The sequence below is a fragment of the Corynebacterium mycetoides genome (assembly GCF_900103625.1).
Classification (GTDB): domain Bacteria; phylum Actinomycetota; class Actinomycetes; order Mycobacteriales; family Mycobacteriaceae; genus Corynebacterium; species Corynebacterium mycetoides.
Genome location: NZ_LT629700.1, coordinates 74,937 through 92,263, shown reverse-complemented (window position 1 = coordinate 92,263; position 17,327 = coordinate 74,937). Strand labels below are relative to the sequence as shown.

Below are 17,327 nucleotides of genomic sequence, written 5' to 3'. Positions count from 1 at the left end.
ACCGGGTAGTCTATAGGCCATGACAGTTCAGTACTCGGACTCGCGGCTGACCAACCTCATCGCCCAGGGCACGGGCGAAATCCTCAAGGGAATCCGCGGCGTGGGCCTGCTGCGCGGCCGCGAGCTCGGCGAGGCGGGAGACGACCTCGCCCAGAACTGGATCGCGCGCGTGCTGGAGCAGCACCGCCCCGACGACGGTTTCCTCTCCGAGGAGGCGGCGGACAACCCCGAGCGCCTGGACAAGGAGCGGGTGTGGATCATCGACCCGCTCGACGGCACCAAGGAGTTCGCCACCGGCCGCCAGGACTGGGCAGTACACGTCGCGCTTGTGGAAAACGGCCTGCCCACCCACGCCGCCGTCGGCCTGCCCGACCTGGGCGTGGTGTTCAAGTCCTCTGACGTGCGCCACGTGTCCGGGCCGCTGTCGCGCCGCATCGCGCTGTCGCGCAACCGCCCGCCCGAGGTGGCCCACTTCGTGGCGGACAAGCTCGGCTTCGAGGCCGTGGGCGTGGGCTCCGCCGGCGCGAAGGCCATGCACGTGCTGCTGGGCGATTATGACGCCTACATCCACGCCGGCGGCCAGTACGAGTGGGACCAGGCCGCGCCGGTGGGGGTGGCGCTGGCCGCCGGGCTGCACGCCTCGCGCCTCGACGGCTCCGAGCTGCGCTACAACAACTCCGACACCTACATCCCCGATCTGGTCATCTGCCGCCCCGAGCTGGCGGACGACATTCTTGCCGCCTGCGCGGCCTTTGCCGGGCAGGGCGCAACGGATTAGAGTCCGTGACCATGACTGTGCCCACCCCCTACGAAGATCTGCTGCGCGACATCCTGGACAACGGCACCCCCAAGGGCGACCGCACGGGAACGGGAACGCTCAGCGTCTTCGGGCGCCAGCTGCGCTACGACCTGTCCGAGTCTTTCCCCCTGTTGACCACGAAGAAGGTCTATTTCAAGGGCGTTGTGGGTGAGCTTTTGTGGTTCTTGCGCGGCGAGTCGAACGTGCGCTGGCTGCAGGAGAACAACATCCGCATCTGGAACGAGTGGGCGGACGCCGACGGCGACCTCGGGCCGGTCTACGGCGTGCAGTGGCGCTCCTGGCCCACGCCCGACGGGGCGCACATCGACCAGATCTCTGAGGCGCTGCGGGTGCTCAAGGAGGATCCGGAATCGCGCCGCAACCTGGTCTCCGCGTGGAACGTTTCCGAGCTGGACAAGATGGCGCTCATGCCCTGCCACCTGCTGTTCCAGCTCTACGTCGCCGACGGCCGGCTGAGTCTGCAGGTCTACCAGCGGTCCGCCGACATGTTTTTGGGCGTGCCGTTCAACATTGCCTCCTACGCGCTGCTGACCCACATGTTCGCCCAGCAGGCCGGCCTGGAGGTGGGCGAGCTGATCTGGACGGGCGGCGACTGCCACATCTACAACAACCACGTCGAGCAGGTCCGCGAGCAGCTCTCCCGCGAGCCGCGCCCCTATCCCCAGCTTCAGCTGCGCAAGGCGGCGAGCCTGTTCGACTACGGCTTCGACGATATTTCCGTTACCGGCTACGACCCCCACCCGACGATTACGGCCGAGGTGTCGGTCTAGTGCTCGGCGCCATCTGGGCGCAGAGCCTCGACCGGGTCATCGGCGACGGCGACGGCATGCCGTGGCACCTGCCCGAGGACCTGAAGCACTTCAAGGACATCACGCTCGGCCACCCCATCATCATGGGCCGGCGCACGTGGGAGGCTCTGCCGAAGCGGCCGTTGCCGGGCCGGCCCAACCACATCCTGTCGTCGAAACCCTCCGGCGCCTGGTCCGACGGGGCGTTCGTCTCGCGCGACCTGCCCGACCTAGAAACCGACGCCTGGATCATCGGGGGCGCCCAACTCTACGAGTCCACCCTCGACGAGGTCGACGTCATCGAGCGCACGCTTATCGACGCCACCTTCGACGCCTCTCTCGGCCCCTCCGCCGTCAAGGCGCCACGTATTCCGGACGACTTCGAGCTCCAGAGCGAAACCGAATGGCTCACCTCGTCGACGGGGCTGCGCTACCGCTTCCAACGCTTCGAAAGAAACTGAAAGGTACTGACGTGTCTGCACCTGTAACCATCTACGCCACCGGCTGGTGCCCCTTCTGCCGCAGCCTGCTTGCCGGGCTCAAGCGCACCGACGTCGAGTACGAGGTCGTCGACGTCGACGACCCGGCCCACGCCGCGGAATCCGACTGGGTCGCCTCCGTGAACAACGGCAACCGCATCGTGCCCACGGTGAAGTTCGCGGACGGCACCCACGCGACGAATCCGGGCGTGGGGGCCGTGGTGAAGAAGTACCACGCCATGCGCTAACCTTTTGTGACGTTGCCCCAGTAGCTCAGTGGATAGAGCACGGCTCTCCTAAAGCCGGTGTCGGAGGTTCGATTCCTCTCTGGGGCGCTTTTTGCCGCCCCCTACTCCACCTCGGAAATCGCCTCGACGATCCCCTTGAGCTTCGCGTCGCGCACCTCAGAGCGCTGGGTAAAGGAGTCGGTGTCATTCCCGTAGGCCTCATTGACCTGCGCGATCACGCCGTCGAGGTTGTCCATGTCCGGCTCTCCGGCGGGCATCGACTTTTCCCAGCCGCGGAAAATGGTGTCGAAGAGCTTGGTGATGCCATCTGGCCCGCCGCCAAGGCGGTTGGCCTCGAAGGGACCCACCGCCGCGTAGCGTAGGCCCAGCGAGTTGCGCACGATGCGGTCGAAGTTCTCCACGTCGACCACGCCCTCCTGAATCAGGTAGATCGCCTCCATCATGATGGCCTTCTGGATGCGGTTGCCCACGAAGCCGGGGATCTCCTTGTTCAGCCGCGACGGATCGAAACCGATCCCGCGGTAGACCTCCATCGCCCGGTCGAGGGTCTCCGTCGAGGTCTCGGGGCTCGGCACGATCTCGAGGACCGGCATGAGGTCCGGTGGGGTGAACGGGTGGCCGACGATAATGCGGTCGGCCGCGGGGTTGCCCTCCGCGATTTTCGACGGCAGGAGCGCCGAGGAGGAGGACGCCAAAATCGCGTTCTCCGGCGCGAACTGGGCAAACTGGCGGAAGATATCGTTCTTAAACTCGATTTTCTCCGGCCCGGCCTCTTGGACGAAGTCCACGCCGTCGAGGGCGGCCTCAAGGTCGGTGAAGAAATCGCCCTTCTCTCCCAGGCGCTTGGCCACGTCCTCGCCGACCTCCGGGCGCACGTCGACAACGCGGACCGCCCACCCGTGTTCCGCGAAGCGCTCGGCGAAGGACATGCCGATCAAACCGCCACCGAAAATCATTGCTGTGCTCATTGTTACTCCTTGTAGCTGTTTCCCGTGTTTTGTGGGTACGACTCCGACGATACGCCTTTTCCCTCAGCCCGTTGCCGGAGCTGGAGGAGGTGTCCGATAGGCTGTACATAATTTTCCCAGGTTCCAAGGAGCACTATGACCGGCTTACCGTTGATGGGCGTGTTCGTCCTCTCGATCATCTTCCTCATCCTGATGATCTCGAAGTGGAAGATTCACCCCTTCCTCTCTCTGCTGTTTGTGTCGCTGGTCTTCGGACTCATCGGCGGAATCCCGCTGACCGAGATCACCAACGTCATCGGTGACGGCTTCGCCGCGACCTTCAAGTCCTTCGGCCTCGTGGTCATCTTCGGTACGCTCATCGGCTTCATCCTGGAGAAGACCGGTGCGGCCTTCCAGCTTGCCGACGCCATCGTGCGCGTGATCGGCAAGAAACACCCCGTGCTCGCCATCCAGCTGATGGGCTGGGTTGTGTGCATCCCGGTGTTCTCCGATTCCGGCTTCGTCATCTTGAACCCGGTGCGCCGGGCGCTCGCCCAGCGCACCGGTGCGTCCCCGGCGACGATGGCGATCGCGCTGTCGGCCGGCCTGTTCACCTCGCACGTGTTCATCCCGCCGACCCCCGGCCCGCTGGCGTCCGCGTCCAACCTCGGCTTGGGCGACAACCTGCTGCTGGTCATGGCCCTGGGCGCGCTCGTGTCCATCCCGGTGATGATCGCCGCGTACTTCTACTCCGTCTGGATCGGCCCGAAGATCATCACCCCCGAGTCGGAGGCCGTGCCCGACGAGGACGTGGAGGCCGCCTACAACGAGCTGAAGAAATCGTACACCCGCCTGCCGTCGACGGCGCTCTCGCTCACCCCGATCGTGGTGCCCATCATTCTCATGGCCATCGGCTCGATCTCCTCCGCGCTCGGTTACAGCGGCGTGCTCACCTTCATCGGCACCCCGATGATCGCCCTGGCCATCGGTTTCCTCTTCGCCGTGCTGCTGCTGATGGACACCCACATGATGGACCGCTTCTACGTCTTCGTGGAGGAGGGCCTGCGCACCGTCGGCCCGATCATCCTCATCACTGCCGCGGGCGGGGTGCTCGGCCGCGTGATCTCCTCGACCGACGTGGTGGACTTCATCTCCAACAACGCGACCCAGCTGTCCAGCCTGGGTCTGTTCTTCCCCTTCCTCGTCTCCGTGCTGTTCAAGACGGCGCAGGGCTCGGCGACGGTGGCGATGGTCACCACCTCCAGCCTCGTTGCCCCGCTGCTGCCCACACTCGGTATGGAAACGCCGTTGCAGATCGGGCTCGTGGTGATGGCGATCTCGGCCGGTTCGCTGGTGGTCTCCCACGCCAACGACAGCCACTTCTGGGTGGTCACCAACTTTTCCAAGATGACGCCACAGCAGGCGTACCGCTCGCAGACCGTGGTCACGGGCGTCATGGGCTGCACGGCGATGGTGTTTATCTGGATTCTCGGATTGTTCATCCTTTAGTCTCAGTCCCATGACTGGTTACCTGACCCCCACAAAGAAGGTCCGCGTGTCGGACCTGAAAGAGAAGACGGCGCGCGGGGAGAAGTGGGCGATGCTCACGGCGTACGACTACTCCACGGCCCGCGCCTTCGCGGCGGCTGGTATCGAGTGCCTGCTTGTGGGCGATTCCGCCGCCAACGTCGTCTTCGGTTACGAGACCACCAACATGGTCTCCCTCGACGAAATGGCCTACCTGGGCGCCGCGGTCGTGCGCGGGGCGGGAAACGCGCTCGTTGTGGTGGATCTCCCCTTCGGCACGTACGAGGCCAGCGACGAGCAGTGCGTCACAAGCGCCACCGAGCTCATCCACCGCACGGGCGCCCACATGGTCAAGCTCGAGGGCGGCGTGCGCGTCAGCTCGCGCATCCGCGCGCTGAAAGACGCGGGCCTGGCGGTCTGCGCCCACGTGGGTTTTACCCCGCAGTCGGTGGATAACCTGGGCGGGTTCAAGGTCCAAGGCCGCAACGAGGCTGCGCAATCGCTTATCGACGACACCGCTGCCGTCGTCGCTGCCGGAGCCGACATGGTGGTCTTCGAAATGGTCCCGGCCGACCTCGCCGCTGAGATCACCCGCGGCACGCCCATCCCCACCATCGGCATCGGCGCCGGAGCCGGCACGGACGCCCAGGTGCTGGTGTGGCACGACATGGTCGATCTGCCGGCCGGCGGGAGGCGCCCGAAGTTCGTCCGCAACTTCGGCCAGGTGGGCGCGGAATTGAGCTCCGCGGCCGCCGCCTACAAGCAGGCCGTGCACGAGGGCGCGTTCCCCGCCGCGGAGCACGCCTTCTAGCTAGACCGCCACGTTGTCGATGAGCCGCGTCGTTCCCACCCGCGCCGCGACCAGCAGGCGCTTCGGGCCCGCGTCGTCCGCGCCGGCGGGTTCCAGGTCGGGCGTGGTCAGCGCCAGGTAGTCGAGGTCCACGCCGGGGGTGGCGTCGATAAGCGAGCGAGCTTGGGCGAGGTCCTTGGTGGCCAGGGCCCGCGACAGCACCTGCGCGAGCCGCGCCTCATCCTCCGACAGGTAGCGGTTGCGCGACGACATGGCCAGGCCGGAATCCTCACGCACGATCGGGCAGCCGTGGATGCGCACGGGCAGGTTGAGGTCGTCCACCATCTGCCGGACGAGCACCAGCTGCTGGTAGTCCTTCTCGCCGAAGAAGGCGTCGGTGGCGCGGGTGAGCGACAACAGCTTGGCCACCACGGTAAGCACGCCGGCGAAGTGGGTGGGGCGCGACGCGCCCTCGAGGATGGCACCCGCGGGTCCCGGGTGGATGGTGGTGCGCGGCCCGTTGGGGTACATCGTGGCGGCGGACGGCGCGAACACGGCGTCAACGCCCTCGTTGTCCAACAGCGCGACGTCCGCCTCCAGGGTTCGCGGGTAGGCGTCGAGGTCCTCGCCTGGCGCGAACTGCAGCGGGTTGACAAAGATGCTCACCACCACGGGCCCGCCCAGCTTCTTTGCCTCCCGCACCAGGGAGAGGTGGCCCTCGTGCAGCGCGCCCATGGTGGGCACGAGCACGAGCGGCGACGTGGATCCGAGCGCGGCGGTAAGTTCGGCGGGCGTATGAACAATTGCGGTCATGTAAGGAAAATGTAATGGAGACCTATTCCGTCGACTACGACTGGGCGTGGGGCACGAAGCGCCCGGGCGACCCCGTCACCCTGCGCGCGCACTTCACGTTCTCCGACGCCGCGACCGCGCGGCGCGCCGTCGCCTCGTTCTTCGACGCGCTGCCGGAGCGCGGCGGCGTCCACGGCAGCGGCGGCTGGTCCGCGCACGAAGTCACCGGCAGCGCGACGCCCACGACGCGGGTGATCGACTTCATGGCCGGGGGCGAGGACGTGGCCGACGCGATCGCGTACGCCACCGAAGACGCCGCCGCGCACTTCAGCCGGTTTGATGCCACCGTGCGTTGGGAGCAGCTGCCCCACTAGAGGGTGTGCACGCTGAACGGCTCCGGGAAGCGGAGATCGCACCCGGCGCGGGCGGCCTTGTCCTCCAGGAAGCGCCGGGACGCCCTGACGTTATCAGCCGGGAAAGGCAGCGGCGTGAACGGCTTGGACAGCGGCCGGCCGAAGTTGTCCCAGTGGATGGGAATGACCGTCGCGGGCTGAAGCGCGCCCGCCGTGTTCGCCCAGTACGCCTCCTGGAACTGCCGCGGCTGCCTGCCGAGCGCGCCGATGCCGAGATAGACGACATCCGCGCGCAGGCCGTCCACAAACCCGGGGCGGTAGTTGGCGCTGGGCAGGACAAGGATCTCGCCTCCCGGGTGGTGGAGGTGGAAGACGAAGCAACCGCCGTCTTTGAACTCGAGCACGTGGCAGGGGGACGCGAGCGCGCCGCGGATGACGCCGGGGGCGACGTTGCCGGGGCTGTGCGGAGCCTCGACGACGGTGACGGTGAAGTCGCCGACGGTGACCCGCGACCCGCCGGCGATCTCTGCGAGCCTGTCTTCCCTTAGCCCTTCTCTCCTGCCGTAGTTGAGCGTCGAGCGCGATCCGTACAGCGTCGCGCCGAGTTTGTCTGCCACGCGCGGCGCGTCCAAGAGGTGGTCGTGGTGCGAGTGCGCGACGAATAGGGCATCGAGCTTATCGACGCCCCCTCGCGCGAGCGCTGCGTCAATGATCGCCTCGTCTGGTTCCAGCCTGCGGAACACCAGCCGGGCAAGACTGGGCCGGGTGAGGAAGGCATCGACGAAGATGTTCGTGTCCCCGTCCGTGACGTGCACGCTGGACGTTCCGTAAAACGTGCTGGTAATCAAAATCCCCGACGCTAGCACCCAGGTGGTATGTTACGGGAGTAAATTCGTGTGAAAGATGATGTCTCTTTTGGAGGACTCCATGCCCCACTCCCCCCTTGACCGCCGCCGATTCCTCAAAACCGCGGCCCTGGCCGCCGCGGCCGGCACCGTGACCACCGCCGGACTCGCCCCATCCGCCCACGCCCAGCGCGCCGTGGTGGGCACCGTGCTCGACTACTCCGCCGGCGTACCCTCCGGTCGCTCCGTCAAGGCGGCCGGGCATCTCGGCGCCGTGCGCTACGTCTCGCAGCCGCGCCCGGACGCGACGTGGATGCTGGGCAAGCCCGTCTCGCTCGCCGAGACCCAGGACTTCAAAGCCAACGGGCTCGCGACCGCATCCGTCTACCAGTTCGGCCGCGCCCAAACCGCGGACTGGCTGGGCGGGGCGGCCGCCGCCGCGACCCACGCGCCCCAGGCCATCCACCTGCACCGGGCCGCGGGCGGACCCACCGGGCGGCCGATCTACATCGCCATCGACGACAACCCGACCCGCCCCCAGTACGACAACCAGATCCGCCCCTACCTGCGGGCGTTCAGCGCGGCGCTGACGGCCGCGGGCTACCTCACCGGCGTCTACGGCAACTACAACTGCATCCAGTGGGCGTCCGAGGACGGAATCGGTTCCTTCTACTGGATGCACGACTGGGGTTCCAACGGGCGCATCCACCCGCGTGCCAACATCCACCAGGTGGCAAAGTGGCAGACCACCATCGACGGCGTCGTCTGCGACATCAACAACGTCTACACCGCGGACTGGGGGCAGTGGACCCCGGGCCAGGCCTCCCCGGTCGCCCCCGCCGCCCCGGCGCTGCCCGCGATCCCGGTGGACCAGCTGCTGCAGGGCTCGTCCCAGCTCTCCTCGCAGCTCTCCGCTCAGCTGCCGGCCACCATCGACCAGGCCATCGCCCAGGCCAGGGCGTTCCTCCCCTAGAGCACCGCACGAAAAAAGACCCGCCGCGGCGGGTCTTTTTTCGCTGAATGGTAACTAGTGGTCGACCGGGGCCTCGACGCCGACGCCGGTCAGCGAACGGACTTCCATCTCGGCCTGCAGTGCCTCCATGTTGTCCGGCTTGCCCAGGTAGGTGCCGATGATGCCGGCGAGGAACGCCAGCGGGATGGATACGATGCCCGGGCTGGTCAGCGGGAAGATCGACCAGTCGGCGTTCGGGAACATGGCGGACGGGGCGCCCGAGACCGCCGGGGAGAGGACGATGAGCACCAGGGCCGTGATCAGGCCGGTGTACATCGACGCCACGGCACCCGTGGTGTTGAAGCGTTTCCAGTACAGCGAGTACAGGATCGTCGGCAGGTTCGCGGACGCCGCGATGGCGAAGGCCAACGAGACCAGGAAGGCGACGTTCTGCGACATCGCGAGGATGCCCAGGACGATGGCGACGATGCCGATGATCACCACGGTGACGCGGGAGACGCGGACCTGCTCCTCTTCGGAGGCGGTGCCGTCGCGAAGCACGGCGTCGTAAATGTCGTGGGCGACCGAGGCGGAGGCGGTAATGGCCAGGCCCGCGACCACGGCGAGCACCGTGGCGAAGGCGACCGCGGAGATCAGCGCCATGAAGATGGAGCCGCCGAGCTCGAAGGCGAGCAGCGGAGCCGCGGCGTTGGCGCCGCCCGGCGCCGCGAGGATGCGGTCCGGGCCGACGAGAGCGGCAGCGCCGTAGCCCAGCACGAGGGTGAGCAGGTAGAAGGAGCCGATGAGCACGATGGCCCAGGTGACGGACTTGCGGGCTTCCTTCGCCGTGGGCACGGTGTAGAAGCGCATGAGCACGTGCGGCAGGCCGGCGGTACCGAGGACCAGGGAGAGACCGAGCGAGATGAAGTCGATCTGGCTGGTCACGGTGGCGCCGTACTTCAGGCCGGGGGCCATGATCGCGCTCGCCTCGTAGCCCTTCTCCCGGATGTATTCGGACGCCGCGTGGGAATCAACGGCCTCCGTGAACAGGGTGTTCATGCCTCCCTTGACGGCCACGAAAACCAGCACGGTCATGATGGCGACGCCGCTGATGAGCAGCACGGCCTTGATCATTTGAACGTACGTGGTGCCCTTCATGCCGCCGATGAGGACGTAGGCGATCATGACGATGCCGACCACGACGACGCACACCGCCTGGGCCGAGAAGGAGTGCAGGTTGAGCAGCACGGACACCAGCGAGCCGGCGCCGGCCATCTGCGCGATGAGGTAGAACAGCGAGACGAACAGCGTGCCGAAAGCGGCGGCGACGCGCACCGGCTTCTGGCGCAGGCGGAACGACAGCACGTCCGCCATGGTGAAGCGCCCCACGTTGCGCAGGGGCTCCGCGACGAGCAGGAGGGCGACGAGCCACGCGACGAAGAAGCCGATGGAGTAGAGGAACCCGTCGTAGCCCGTCAACGCGATGGACCCGACGATGCCGAGGAACGACGCCGCAGAGAGGTAGTCGCCGGCGATGGCGAGGCCGTTCTGGGTGCCGCTGAAAGAGGCGCCGCCGGTGTAGAAGTCCGCGGACTCCGAGGTGGTTTTGCCGGCACGGGTCACGATGAACATCGTGACGATGATGAAGACGGCGAAGATGGCGATGTTGAGGACGGGGTTGCCTACGCCCTCCGGCTTGGCGGCCTCCTGGGCTAGGTACACGGTGCTCATAGTTCTAGCCCTCCATTTCTTCGCGGATGTGGGCCGCGCGCGGCTCGATGTTCTTGTTGGCGTAGCGCACGTAGACGTACGTGATCAAGAAGGTGGTGATGAACTGGGCGATACCCAGCCAGATACCGACGTTCATCCCGAGGAAAGGCTGCGCCATGGTCTCCGGGAAGAACGTCGCCACGACGACGTAGAAGAGGTACCAGACGAAGAAGGCGACGGACACCGGGAAGGTGAAGCCGCGGTAGGTCTTGCGGAGCTCCTGGAACTCCTCGCTGCGCTGCATGGCGACGAACTCGTCCGGAGTCGGTTCTCTCCGGGTGGGGATTGCGGTCGATCCTGACACGGCCCCATCCTTTCTGTGCTGTCCACACGAGACGCCTAAGGCTCTCACATGTGTTCGTTATAACTGGACACACAAAATTTATCGGAAGTCACAGGATCCCATGCAACGTTTGCTAGTTAAAGCATAAACAATTTTCGGGGCCACCCCCGTCGGGGTAGTTAGCCTGCGGAAAGTATGGACGCGGCAACTACCCCCTCTCGAGGTCTAGCTACTTGACGTCCCCCGGAAACTCCCTCGGATCCGCGTACATCCGGCCGCCCGCGACGCGGTCGAGCGTGTCGACGTCCTCCTGCGTGAGCTCGATCCTGGCGCCCCCGAAGTTCTCCACGAGCCGCTGCGGGTTAGCCGTCTTCGGAATGACGGAGCACCCCAGCTGCATGAGGTACGCCAGCGACACCTGGGCGGGGGTCGCGCCGTGGGCGTCGGCCACGGCGCGAATCTCCGGCTCATCGAAGTTCTTTCCGCGCGCGAGCGGCGCCCACGCCTCGGTGAGGATGCCGTGCTCGCGGTGGTAGGCGCGTAGCTCGGGCTGCGTGAACCCGGCGTGCAGCTCCACCTGGTTGAGAACGGGGGCGACTCCCGTCTCGGTGATGATCCGGTCGAGCACCTCGGGATAGAAGTTGGCCACGCCGGCGGCGCGAAGCTTACCCGCCTCGCTCAGTTTGGCGATTCGCTTGAACGCCTCTACGTAGAGCCCGCGCTGCGCCCACGGCCAGTGCACGAGGAAGATGTCGATGTAGTCGAGGTCGAGGCGGGTCAGCGACTCGTGGAAGGCGTCCTCCACGCGGTCCTGATCGTCGTTCCAGAGCTTGGTGGTAACGATGAGCTCCTCGCGCGTGACGTCGCCGGCGGAAATTGCGGCGTTGATCGCGCGGCCGACCTCCTCCTCGTTGCCGTAGAAGGCGGCGGTGTCGATGTGGCGGTAGCCCAGCTCGATGGCTGTGCGGACAATGTTTTCGGTCTCGGCCACCGTGAGTTTGTAGGTGCCGAGACCGAGGAGTGGCATCTCAATGCCGTTTGAGAGGGCAACTGTCTTAACTGTGTTCGTATCCATGCCCTCAATTATGCCGGAAGTTAGCTCGCCTCCAGCAAATCGATGACGAACACGAGCGTGCGCCCGGCCAGCGGGTGCCCGCCGCCGGCCGGCCCGTAGGCCTTCTCCGGCGGGATGGTCAGCTCGCGGCGGCCTCCGACCTTCATGCCGGGGATGCCCTCCTGCCAGCCCTCGATCAGGCCGGCGAGCGGGAACTCGGCGGCTTCGCCACGGTCCCAGGAGGAGTCGAACTCCTCCCCGGTCTCGTAGTCGACGCCGAGGTAGTGGACCTTGACAAACCCGCCTTCGACGGCTTCCGTGCCGTCGCCGACCACGACGTCCTTGATGACGAGGTCGACGGGCGCCGGCTCCTGCGGGATGTCAATCGTGGGCTTTTCCATGGAAAAAGGCAACTCCTTGTGGCGTCCTTGTGGGGGCCTTGTCGGGGACAGGTACTAGCGCTGGGCGCGCGGGACGAACTCGCGCTGCGTTGCGCCGGTGTAGATCTGGCGCGGGCGGTTGATCTTGGAGTTCATGGAGAGCTGCTCGCGGTAGTGGGCGATCCAGCCGGGGAGGCGGCCAATGGCGAACAGGACGGTGAAGAAGTTCGTCGGGAAGCCCATCGCGCGGTAGATCAGGCCGGTGTAGAAGTCGACGTTCGGGTAAAGCTTGCGGGAGATGAAGTAGTCGTCGTTCAGCGCGATCTCCTCCAGCTTCATGGCCAGATCCAGCAGCTCGTCGCCGCCGAGGTGATCGAGCACCTCGTGCGCGATCTCCTTGACGATGGCGGCGCGCGGGTCGTAGTTCTTGTACACGCGGTGGCCGAAGCCCATCAGGCGGACGCCCTTTTCCTTGTTCTTCACTCGGTTCATGAAGTCGGTGGCGTCGCCGTCGTGATTGTTCTTGATGTCGTCGAGCATCTCCAGCACCGCCTGGTTCGCGCCGCCGTGCAGCGGGCCGGCCAGGGCGTTGATGCCGCCGGCGACGGCGACGAACATGTTGGCCTGCGCGGAGCCGATCATGCGCACCGTGGACGTGGAGCAGTTCTGCTCGTGGTCGGCGTGCAGGATGAGCAGCTTATCCAGGGCCTTGATGAGCACCGGGTCGACCTCGTACGGCTCGGTCGGGTAACCGAACATCATGCGCAGGAAGTTCTCGCGCGGGTTCAGCGAGTTGTCGGGGTACATGTAGGGCTTGCCCTTGGAGGCGCGGTAGGCGTAGGCAGCCAGCATCGGCACCTTGGCCATCAGGCGCACGGTGGCCTTGTCCAGCTGCTCCTCATCCAGCGGGTCGAGCTGATCCTGGTAGTAGGCGGAGAGGATGTTCACGGAGGACGCGAGGACGGCCATCGGGTGAGCATTGCGCGGGAAGATGTTGAACGCGGCCTTGAAGTCCTCATCCAGCAGGGTGTGGTGGCGCAGCTCGGAGTTGAAGTTCTCCAGCTCGTCGGTGGTCGGCAGCTCACCGTTGATGAGCAGGTAGGACACCTCGTTGTAGGTGGCGTTGTTGGCCAGGTCCGCGATGTCGTAGCCGCGGTGGCGCAGGATGCCCGCGTCGCCGTCGATGTAGGTGATCTTGGACTCCGTGGAGCCGGTGGATACGTAACCGGGGTCGAAGGTTACCAGGCCGGTCTCTCCGAGCAGCTTTCCTAGCTCGAAGCCGTCGTTGCCCTCGGTGGCACGCTTGATGTCCATTTCGTACTCGCCACCCGGGTAGTGGAGCACGACCTTATCGTTGTTGTCAGTAGCCACTGCAAACCTTTCCTCAATAGAGTAATTGGGCATCCCGTCGAGCCACACTCGCCCGGTGGGAGCGTCAAAAGCTAATCCTAGCAAAGCTTGTGATGCGCACGACATGATTACCCGTTTTCCGCCCCCACCACATCAGACAGGGGTTTCAGAGCCTGTGAGGTGATAGTATGCGACACCACGCTTACCTCCGACAGATTGGGGCCTTCATGAGCACCTTCCCTACCCTCCCCTCCGAATATCTGCCTGCTGACGGCCGGTTCGGATGCGGGCCGTCCAAGGTCCGCCCCGGCCAGATCGACGCGATCGTGCGCGGCGCGGACACGGTGATCGGCACCTCCCACCGCCAGCCGGCCGTCAAGAACGTCGTCGGGGAGATCAGGGAAGGCATGTCCGCGCTGTTCAACCTGCCCGACGGCTACGAAATCGTCCTCTCCCTCGGCGGCGCGACGGCGTTCTGGGACGCTGCGACGTTCGGCGTGATCGAGAAGAAGTCCGCCCACTTGAGCTTCGGGGAGTTCTCCTCCAAGTTTGCAAAGGCTGCGAAGACCGCCCCGTGGCTGGACGCGCCCCACATCGTGGAGTCCGCCCCGGGCGACGCGCCCGGGACCGCCGAGCTGGCCGGGGCGGACGCGGACGTTGTCGCCTGGGCGCACAACGAGACGTCGACAGGCGCGATGGTGCCCGTCGTTCGACCGGAGGGCACTGACGCCCTCGTGCTTGTCGACGCCACCTCCGGCGCCGGCGGCCTCCCCGTCGACATGTCCCAGGTGGACATTTACTACTTCTCCCCCCAGAAATGCTTCGCCTCCGACGGCGGGCTGTGGCTGGCGGCTCTGAGCCCCGCAGCCCTAGAGCGCATTGAGTCGGTCAAGGCCTCCGGACGCTTCATCCCGGCGTTCCTGGACCTGCAGACGGCGGTGGAGAACTCGCGGAAGAACCAGACGTACAACACGCCGGCCGTCGCCACGCTGCTCATGCTGGCGGACCAGGTGCGGTGGATGAACGACAACGGCGGGCTCGACGGCATGGTTGCGCGCACCACCGCTAACGCGCAGACGCTCTACGGCTGGGCCGACAACCACGAGCTGGCCACCCCGTACGTCGCCGATGCCGCCAAGCGCTCGCTGGTGGTCGGCACCATCGACTTCGACGACTCCGTCGACGCCGCCGCCCTGGCGCAGGCGCTGCGCGACAACGGCATCGTGGACACGGAGCCCTACCGCAAGCTCGGCCGCAACCAGTTGCGCATCGGCATGTTCCCCGCCGTCGACTCAGCGGACGTGGACAAGCTCACCGGCGCGATAGATTACCTGCTCGATCAGGGCGTCGGACGCTAGGCATCGGCTAGGGTGAAGTGGAACAAGCTTAAAAGGAGCATTGATGCGCGAGTTGCACGTAGCCGCCGAGGAATCAACAGAGACGTTCCTCGTCCTGCGGGATAACGACGGGACGCGGTACCAGCTCGCGCGCGCGGAACTCGCCGAGGCCGCAGAGCAAGACGGGCACGTAAAGCCGGACGCGCCGGACGAGGCCTCCCCCGTGTACGACTCGATCGCGCCCGACCCGCTGCTGTCGACTCCCCTGTCGCTGCGCCCGAACGAAATCCAGGCGCGGATCCGCGCCGGGGCCTCACAGAAGGAACTCGCGGACGAGATGGGCGTGGCGGAGAGCAGGATCGAGCCTTACGCCCACCCGGTGATCTTGGAGCGCTTCCAGGTCGCCGAGGCGGCCAAACGATCCCACCCCCTGCGCGAGAACGGCCCCGCCAAGCTCACCCTCTTCGAAATTTTGGCCACCGCGTTCGCGGCCCGGGGTGGCTCCCTGTCGGCGGCCGAGTGGGACGCGACCCGCGAGGCCGGAGACGACTGGGTCATCCACGTGCGCTGGAAAACCGGGCTGAGCGAGAACGAGGGCCTGTGGTCATTCAAGCGCTCCATGGGGTCCGCGGCCACCACGGAGGCCCGCAACAACGTCGCCGCCGACATGACCGACCCGGACTTTGTCCAGCCCGTGCGATCGCTCACCGCCGTCGAGGCGGAGCCCCACGGAGATAACACCGCGTACAGCGCGGAGAACGAAGACGATCCGGAGACGGGCGCCCAGCCCGACGCGGAGATCGTGGAGGGCGACTTCCTCCGCCACCCCGAAGAGGGGCAGCAGCCACAGCAGCGGCGCCGCAAGGCCGTCACCCCGCACTGGGAGGACGTCCTGCTCGGTGTGCGCACCAACACGAAACGGCCCCGGAAGTGAGTGCGGCGATGGCCTTCCCCTGTGTGATGACGTTCTGGTTCGTGGACACGCCCACTCCCGGCGAGGTGCTGGCGGCCGAGCCGAAGGCGGATCGCGGTTTCGGGCGCAAGCTGCTCGCGCAGATCAACCCGGCCTGGCCGATCACCCCGATCGGGGAATTCCCGCTGAACAGGTCGTCCACGCCGGGCCGCGCCGAGTTTTACATCGCCGGCTACCCGTCCGTGGCGGTCGTGCAGACATTCGTCGAGGCCGTCGACACGGTCTCGGAGACCGCGGACTTCCTGCGCACCGCCCTGCCCTCTGCAGACACGTACATTTTCGCCGAGGGCACTGACTCGGACTTCGCGGGCTTCGCCCACTTCTCGGGCGACCAGCTGCGCCGCGCGTTCGCGGCCACCCGCGGCTCCGTGTTCGAGGACGTGGGCCTCCCCGAGCCGTTCGAGGCGCCGTACTGGTCGGGAGAGACCACCGAACAACTCGGCGGGATCTCTCTTCCCTTCATCCCGAAGGAGCTCGCGCGGGCGGCGCAGGAGGCGTGGCTAGGCATCGACGTGGCTCCGGAGGGCCCCGACGTCAATGTCGTCGGCTTCGCCGTCGACGGCCGCCCGGAGCCCAAGATCGCCGCGCCCGCGAAGAAGTCGGCAACGAAGACGGTGGGAGAGGTCGCCACCCGGTTCGCCGAGAAGGACATGGGGTATGACGACTACGTCGCCCCCGAGGCCGACGACGAGGGCGGGGAGTTCGCCGAGTTTGCCGACGCCTCCCTGGCCGCGGCCCGGCGCATCGGACGCACCCTGTCCCGGCGCGCGAGGTCCCTGGCGGCGGCGATCAAGGAGCGCATCCGGCACTCGGACCGTTAGCGCAGGCTGCGCTGGCGCTCGTAGAAGGCGATAGCGGCTGACGTGGCGACGTTGAGCGAGTCGGTGCCCGGGGCCATCGGGATGCGGGCCCGGATGTCGGTGGCGCGCATGGCGTGTTCCGTCAGCCCAGGCCCCTCCCCTCCCACGAGTAGCGCCACCTTCTCCCAGGGCGCGCCGGTGGCATCCACGAGAGCGTCGGCGAGATGCTCGGCCGTCTCCGCCGGGGTGAGCGAGACGAGCCGCCAACCGGAGTCCCGCAACTCGTCCAGGGAGCGCTGCCACGTGGTCACCGTGCCGGGCAGGTGCGCGAACGGCATGCGCAACGCGTGGCCCATAGACACGCGCACGCTGCGGCGGTAGAGCGGGTCGGCCGTGCCGGCGCCGAAAAGCACGCCGTCGACGCCCATTCCGGCGGCGTTGCGGAACATCGAGCCGATGTTCTCGTGGTCGCCCACGCCCTCGAGAATGAGCAGCGTCCGCGCGCCCGCAATAACGTCGCCCACGCTCATGGGCGCGGGACGGTCCGCGACGGCGAGCAGCCCGCGGTGCATGTCGTAGCCGGCCACCTCGGCCAGGACGGGGCGCGACACCTCGTAGACCGGGATGCCGGCGGCGAGCTGTTCCCCGTGCTCGGCGAGGAAGCTGTCCAGGCGCCCGCCGAAGCCGACCACGCAGCGCACCGGAAAGCGGGACTCCACCAGCCGGCCGCAGATCAGGGGCCCTTCCGCGTAGACGAGTCCCTCGCGCGCGTCGGAGTGCTTCAGGTCGCGGATGTCGTCCAGCCGCGCGTCCGCGGGGTCGTCGATACGCGTGCGCAT

The 17,327-nt window shown here is 66.7% G+C and carries 20 protein-coding genes and 1 tRNA gene; 12 read left to right on the top strand and 9 right to left on the bottom strand.

All coding sequences use genetic code 11. The features are described 5' to 3' along the window. Positions 1-19: 19 nt before the first annotated feature. The 5 genes from BLS40_RS00485 (at position 20) to BLS40_RS00465 (ending at position 2,422) form a co-directional block, all read left to right on the top strand. Complete coding sequence (locus BLS40_RS00485) at positions 20-778, top strand: 3'(2'),5'-bisphosphate nucleotidase CysQ (protein ID WP_092147320.1); 759 nt, start codon at positions 20-22, stop codon at positions 776-778. Between the two features lie 11 nt (positions 779-789). Beyond that, a complete protein-coding gene (locus tag BLS40_RS00480) occupies positions 790-1,590 on the top strand; it encodes a thymidylate synthase (RefSeq protein WP_092151983.1) in 801 nt (266 codons plus the stop codon). Further along, positions 1,590-2,069 carry a dihydrofolate reductase gene (locus BLS40_RS00475; protein WP_092147317.1) on the top strand — a complete coding sequence of 160 codons (480 nt, stop codon included), beginning with the start codon at positions 1,590-1,592 and terminating at the stop codon, positions 2,067-2,069. The genes BLS40_RS00480 and BLS40_RS00475 overlap by 1 nt, the downstream gene beginning before the upstream one ends. 11 nt (positions 2,070-2,080) lie before the next feature. Then, entirely contained in the window at positions 2,081-2,335 is a 255-nt protein-coding gene (locus BLS40_RS00470) for a mycoredoxin (protein WP_231908469.1), read from the top strand. Positions 2,336-2,349: 14 nt separating this feature from the next. Next, positions 2,350-2,422 (top strand) — tRNA-Arg (locus tag BLS40_RS00465). 14 nt (positions 2,423-2,436) lie between these two features. Here the strand turns inward: BLS40_RS00465 and BLS40_RS00460 are convergent. Next, on the bottom strand, positions 2,437-3,303 hold the full coding sequence (locus BLS40_RS00460; RefSeq protein WP_092147311.1) for a 3-hydroxyacyl-CoA dehydrogenase NAD-binding domain-containing protein: 867 nt from the start codon (positions 3,301-3,303) through the stop codon (positions 2,437-2,439). A 135-nt stretch (positions 3,304-3,438) separates the two neighbouring features. Here BLS40_RS00460 and BLS40_RS00455 point away from each other — a divergent pair, with 135 nt between their 5' ends. Both BLS40_RS00455 and panB read left to right on the top strand, forming a co-directional pair. After that, positions 3,439-4,791 carry a GntP family permease gene (locus BLS40_RS00455; protein ID WP_092147308.1) on the top strand — a complete coding sequence of 451 codons (1,353 nt, stop codon included), beginning with the start codon at positions 3,439-3,441 and terminating at the stop codon, positions 4,789-4,791. 10 nt (positions 4,792-4,801) lie between these two features. After that, positions 4,802-5,620 (top strand): 3-methyl-2-oxobutanoate hydroxymethyltransferase, encoded by an 819-nt coding sequence (gene panB, locus BLS40_RS00450; RefSeq protein WP_092147305.1) that lies wholly within the window; start codon positions 4,802-4,804, stop codon positions 5,618-5,620. Here panB and panC read toward each other — a convergent pair whose 3' ends face one another. Next, a complete protein-coding gene (panC, locus tag BLS40_RS00445; protein WP_092147302.1) occupies positions 5,621-6,412 on the bottom strand; it encodes a pantoate--beta-alanine ligase in 792 nt (263 codons plus the stop codon). 14 nt (positions 6,413-6,426) lie between these two features. Here panC and BLS40_RS00440 point away from each other — a divergent pair, with 14 nt between their 5' ends. Next, complete coding sequence (locus tag BLS40_RS00440) at positions 6,427-6,765, top strand: hypothetical protein (protein ID WP_092147299.1); 339 nt, start codon at positions 6,427-6,429, stop codon at positions 6,763-6,765. Here the strand turns inward: BLS40_RS00440 and BLS40_RS00435 are convergent. Then, complete coding sequence (locus tag BLS40_RS00435) at positions 6,762-7,592, bottom strand: MBL fold metallo-hydrolase (RefSeq protein WP_092151981.1); 831 nt, start codon at positions 7,590-7,592, stop codon at positions 6,762-6,764. The genes BLS40_RS00440 and BLS40_RS00435 overlap by 4 nt on opposite strands. A 58-nt stretch (positions 7,593-7,650) precedes the next feature. Here BLS40_RS00435 and BLS40_RS00430 point away from each other — a divergent pair, with 58 nt between their 5' ends. Then, positions 7,651-8,562, top strand: coding sequence for a DUF1906 domain-containing protein (locus BLS40_RS00430; RefSeq protein ID WP_407922420.1), 912 nt, complete (start codon positions 7,651-7,653; stop codon positions 8,560-8,562). A gap of 54 nt (positions 8,563-8,616) precedes the next feature. Here the strand turns inward: BLS40_RS00430 and BLS40_RS00425 are convergent, their stop codons facing one another. The 5 genes from BLS40_RS00425 to BLS40_RS00405 all read right to left on the bottom strand — a co-directional run bounded on the left by BLS40_RS00425 (position 8,617) and on the right by BLS40_RS00405 (position 13,399). Beyond that, complete coding sequence (locus tag BLS40_RS00425; RefSeq protein WP_092147296.1) at positions 8,617-10,272, bottom strand: solute symporter family protein; 1,656 nt, start codon at positions 10,270-10,272, stop codon at positions 8,617-8,619. 4 nt (positions 10,273-10,276) lie between these two features. Continuing rightward, positions 10,277-10,555: a DUF485 domain-containing protein gene (locus tag BLS40_RS00420; protein ID WP_231908531.1), complete on the bottom strand. Its 279-nt coding sequence runs from the start codon at positions 10,553-10,555 to the stop codon at positions 10,277-10,279. A gap of 268 nt (positions 10,556-10,823) precedes the next feature. Then, a complete protein-coding gene (locus tag BLS40_RS00415) occupies positions 10,824-11,669 on the bottom strand; it encodes an aldo/keto reductase (RefSeq protein ID WP_092147289.1) in 846 nt (281 codons plus the stop codon). Between the two features lie 20 nt (positions 11,670-11,689). After that, a complete protein-coding gene (locus BLS40_RS00410; protein WP_092147286.1) occupies positions 11,690-12,049 on the bottom strand; it encodes an FKBP-type peptidyl-prolyl cis-trans isomerase in 360 nt (119 codons plus the stop codon). A 54-nt stretch (positions 12,050-12,103) separates the two neighbouring features. Then, a complete protein-coding gene (locus BLS40_RS00405; RefSeq protein ID WP_092147283.1) occupies positions 12,104-13,399 on the bottom strand; it encodes a citrate synthase in 1,296 nt (431 codons plus the stop codon). Between the two features lie 206 nt (positions 13,400-13,605). Between BLS40_RS00405 and serC the strand changes: the two genes are divergently transcribed. Genes serC through BLS40_RS00390 form a run of 3 tightly spaced genes read left to right on the top strand, consistent with a single transcriptional unit; the run spans position 13,606 to position 16,509 of the window. Next, positions 13,606-14,736 carry a phosphoserine transaminase gene (gene serC / locus BLS40_RS00400; RefSeq protein ID WP_092147280.1) on the top strand — a complete coding sequence of 377 codons (1,131 nt, stop codon included), beginning with the start codon at positions 13,606-13,608 and terminating at the stop codon, positions 14,734-14,736. A 43-nt stretch (positions 14,737-14,779) separates the two neighbouring features. Continuing rightward, positions 14,780-15,649: a septation protein SepH gene (sepH, locus tag BLS40_RS00395; RefSeq protein WP_092147275.1), complete on the top strand. Its 870-nt coding sequence runs from the start codon at positions 14,780-14,782 to the stop codon at positions 15,647-15,649. 8 nt (positions 15,650-15,657) lie between these two features. After that, positions 15,658-16,509 carry a DUF6928 family protein gene (locus BLS40_RS00390; RefSeq protein WP_092147273.1) on the top strand — a complete coding sequence of 284 codons (852 nt, stop codon included), beginning with the start codon at positions 15,658-15,660 and terminating at the stop codon, positions 16,507-16,509. On the opposite strand, the gene BLS40_RS00385 is transcribed toward BLS40_RS00390, so the two are convergent. Next, positions 16,506-17,327: a TrmH family RNA methyltransferase gene (locus BLS40_RS00385; RefSeq protein WP_092147271.1), complete on the bottom strand. Its 822-nt coding sequence runs from the start codon at positions 17,325-17,327 to the stop codon at positions 16,506-16,508. The two genes, BLS40_RS00390 and BLS40_RS00385, sit on opposite strands and share 4 nt — an antisense overlap.

Excerpts from the sequence above, each read along its gene's own strand:
- serC (WP_092147280.1), top strand. The coding sequence starts at position 13,606 with ATGAGCACCTTCCCTACCCTCCCCTCCGAATATCTGCCTGCTGACGGC.
- BLS40_RS00430 (WP_407922420.1), top strand. The coding sequence starts at position 7,651 with ATGTCTCTTTTGGAGGACTCCATGCCCCACTCCCCCCTTGACCGCCGC.
- panC (WP_092147302.1), bottom strand. The coding sequence starts at position 6,412 with ATGACCGCAATTGTTCATACGCCCGCCGAACTTACCGCCGCGCTCGGA.
- BLS40_RS00485 (WP_092147320.1), top strand. The coding sequence starts at position 20 with ATGACAGTTCAGTACTCGGACTCGCGGCTGACCAACCTCATCGCCCAG.
- BLS40_RS00455 (WP_092147308.1), top strand. The coding sequence starts at position 3,439 with ATGACCGGCTTACCGTTGATGGGCGTGTTCGTCCTCTCGATCATCTTC.
- BLS40_RS00415 (WP_092147289.1), bottom strand. The coding sequence starts at position 11,669 with ATGGATACGAACACAGTTAAGACAGTTGCCCTCTCAAACGGCATTGAG.
- BLS40_RS00480 (WP_092151983.1), top strand. The coding sequence starts at position 790 with ATGACTGTGCCCACCCCCTACGAAGATCTGCTGCGCGACATCCTGGAC.
- BLS40_RS00440 (WP_092147299.1), top strand. The coding sequence starts at position 6,427 with ATGGAGACCTATTCCGTCGACTACGACTGGGCGTGGGGCACGAAGCGC.
- BLS40_RS00385 (WP_092147271.1), bottom strand. The coding sequence starts at position 17,327 with ATGCGCACGCGTATCGACGACCCCGCGGACGCGCGGCTGGACGACATC.
- sepH (WP_092147275.1), top strand. The coding sequence starts at position 14,780 with ATGCGCGAGTTGCACGTAGCCGCCGAGGAATCAACAGAGACGTTCCTC.
- BLS40_RS00420 (WP_231908531.1), bottom strand. The coding sequence starts at position 10,555 with ATGCAGCGCAGCGAGGAGTTCCAGGAGCTCCGCAAGACCTACCGCGGC.
- BLS40_RS00410 (WP_092147286.1), bottom strand. The coding sequence starts at position 12,049 with ATGGAAAAGCCCACGATTGACATCCCGCAGGAGCCGGCGCCCGTCGAC.
- BLS40_RS00425 (WP_092147296.1), bottom strand. The coding sequence starts at position 10,272 with ATGAGCACCGTGTACCTAGCCCAGGAGGCCGCCAAGCCGGAGGGCGTA.
- panB (WP_092147305.1), top strand. The coding sequence starts at position 4,802 with ATGACTGGTTACCTGACCCCCACAAAGAAGGTCCGCGTGTCGGACCTG.
- BLS40_RS00390 (WP_092147273.1), top strand. The coding sequence starts at position 15,658 with ATGGCCTTCCCCTGTGTGATGACGTTCTGGTTCGTGGACACGCCCACT.
- BLS40_RS00460 (WP_092147311.1), bottom strand. The coding sequence starts at position 3,303 with ATGAGCACAGCAATGATTTTCGGTGGCGGTTTGATCGGCATGTCCTTC.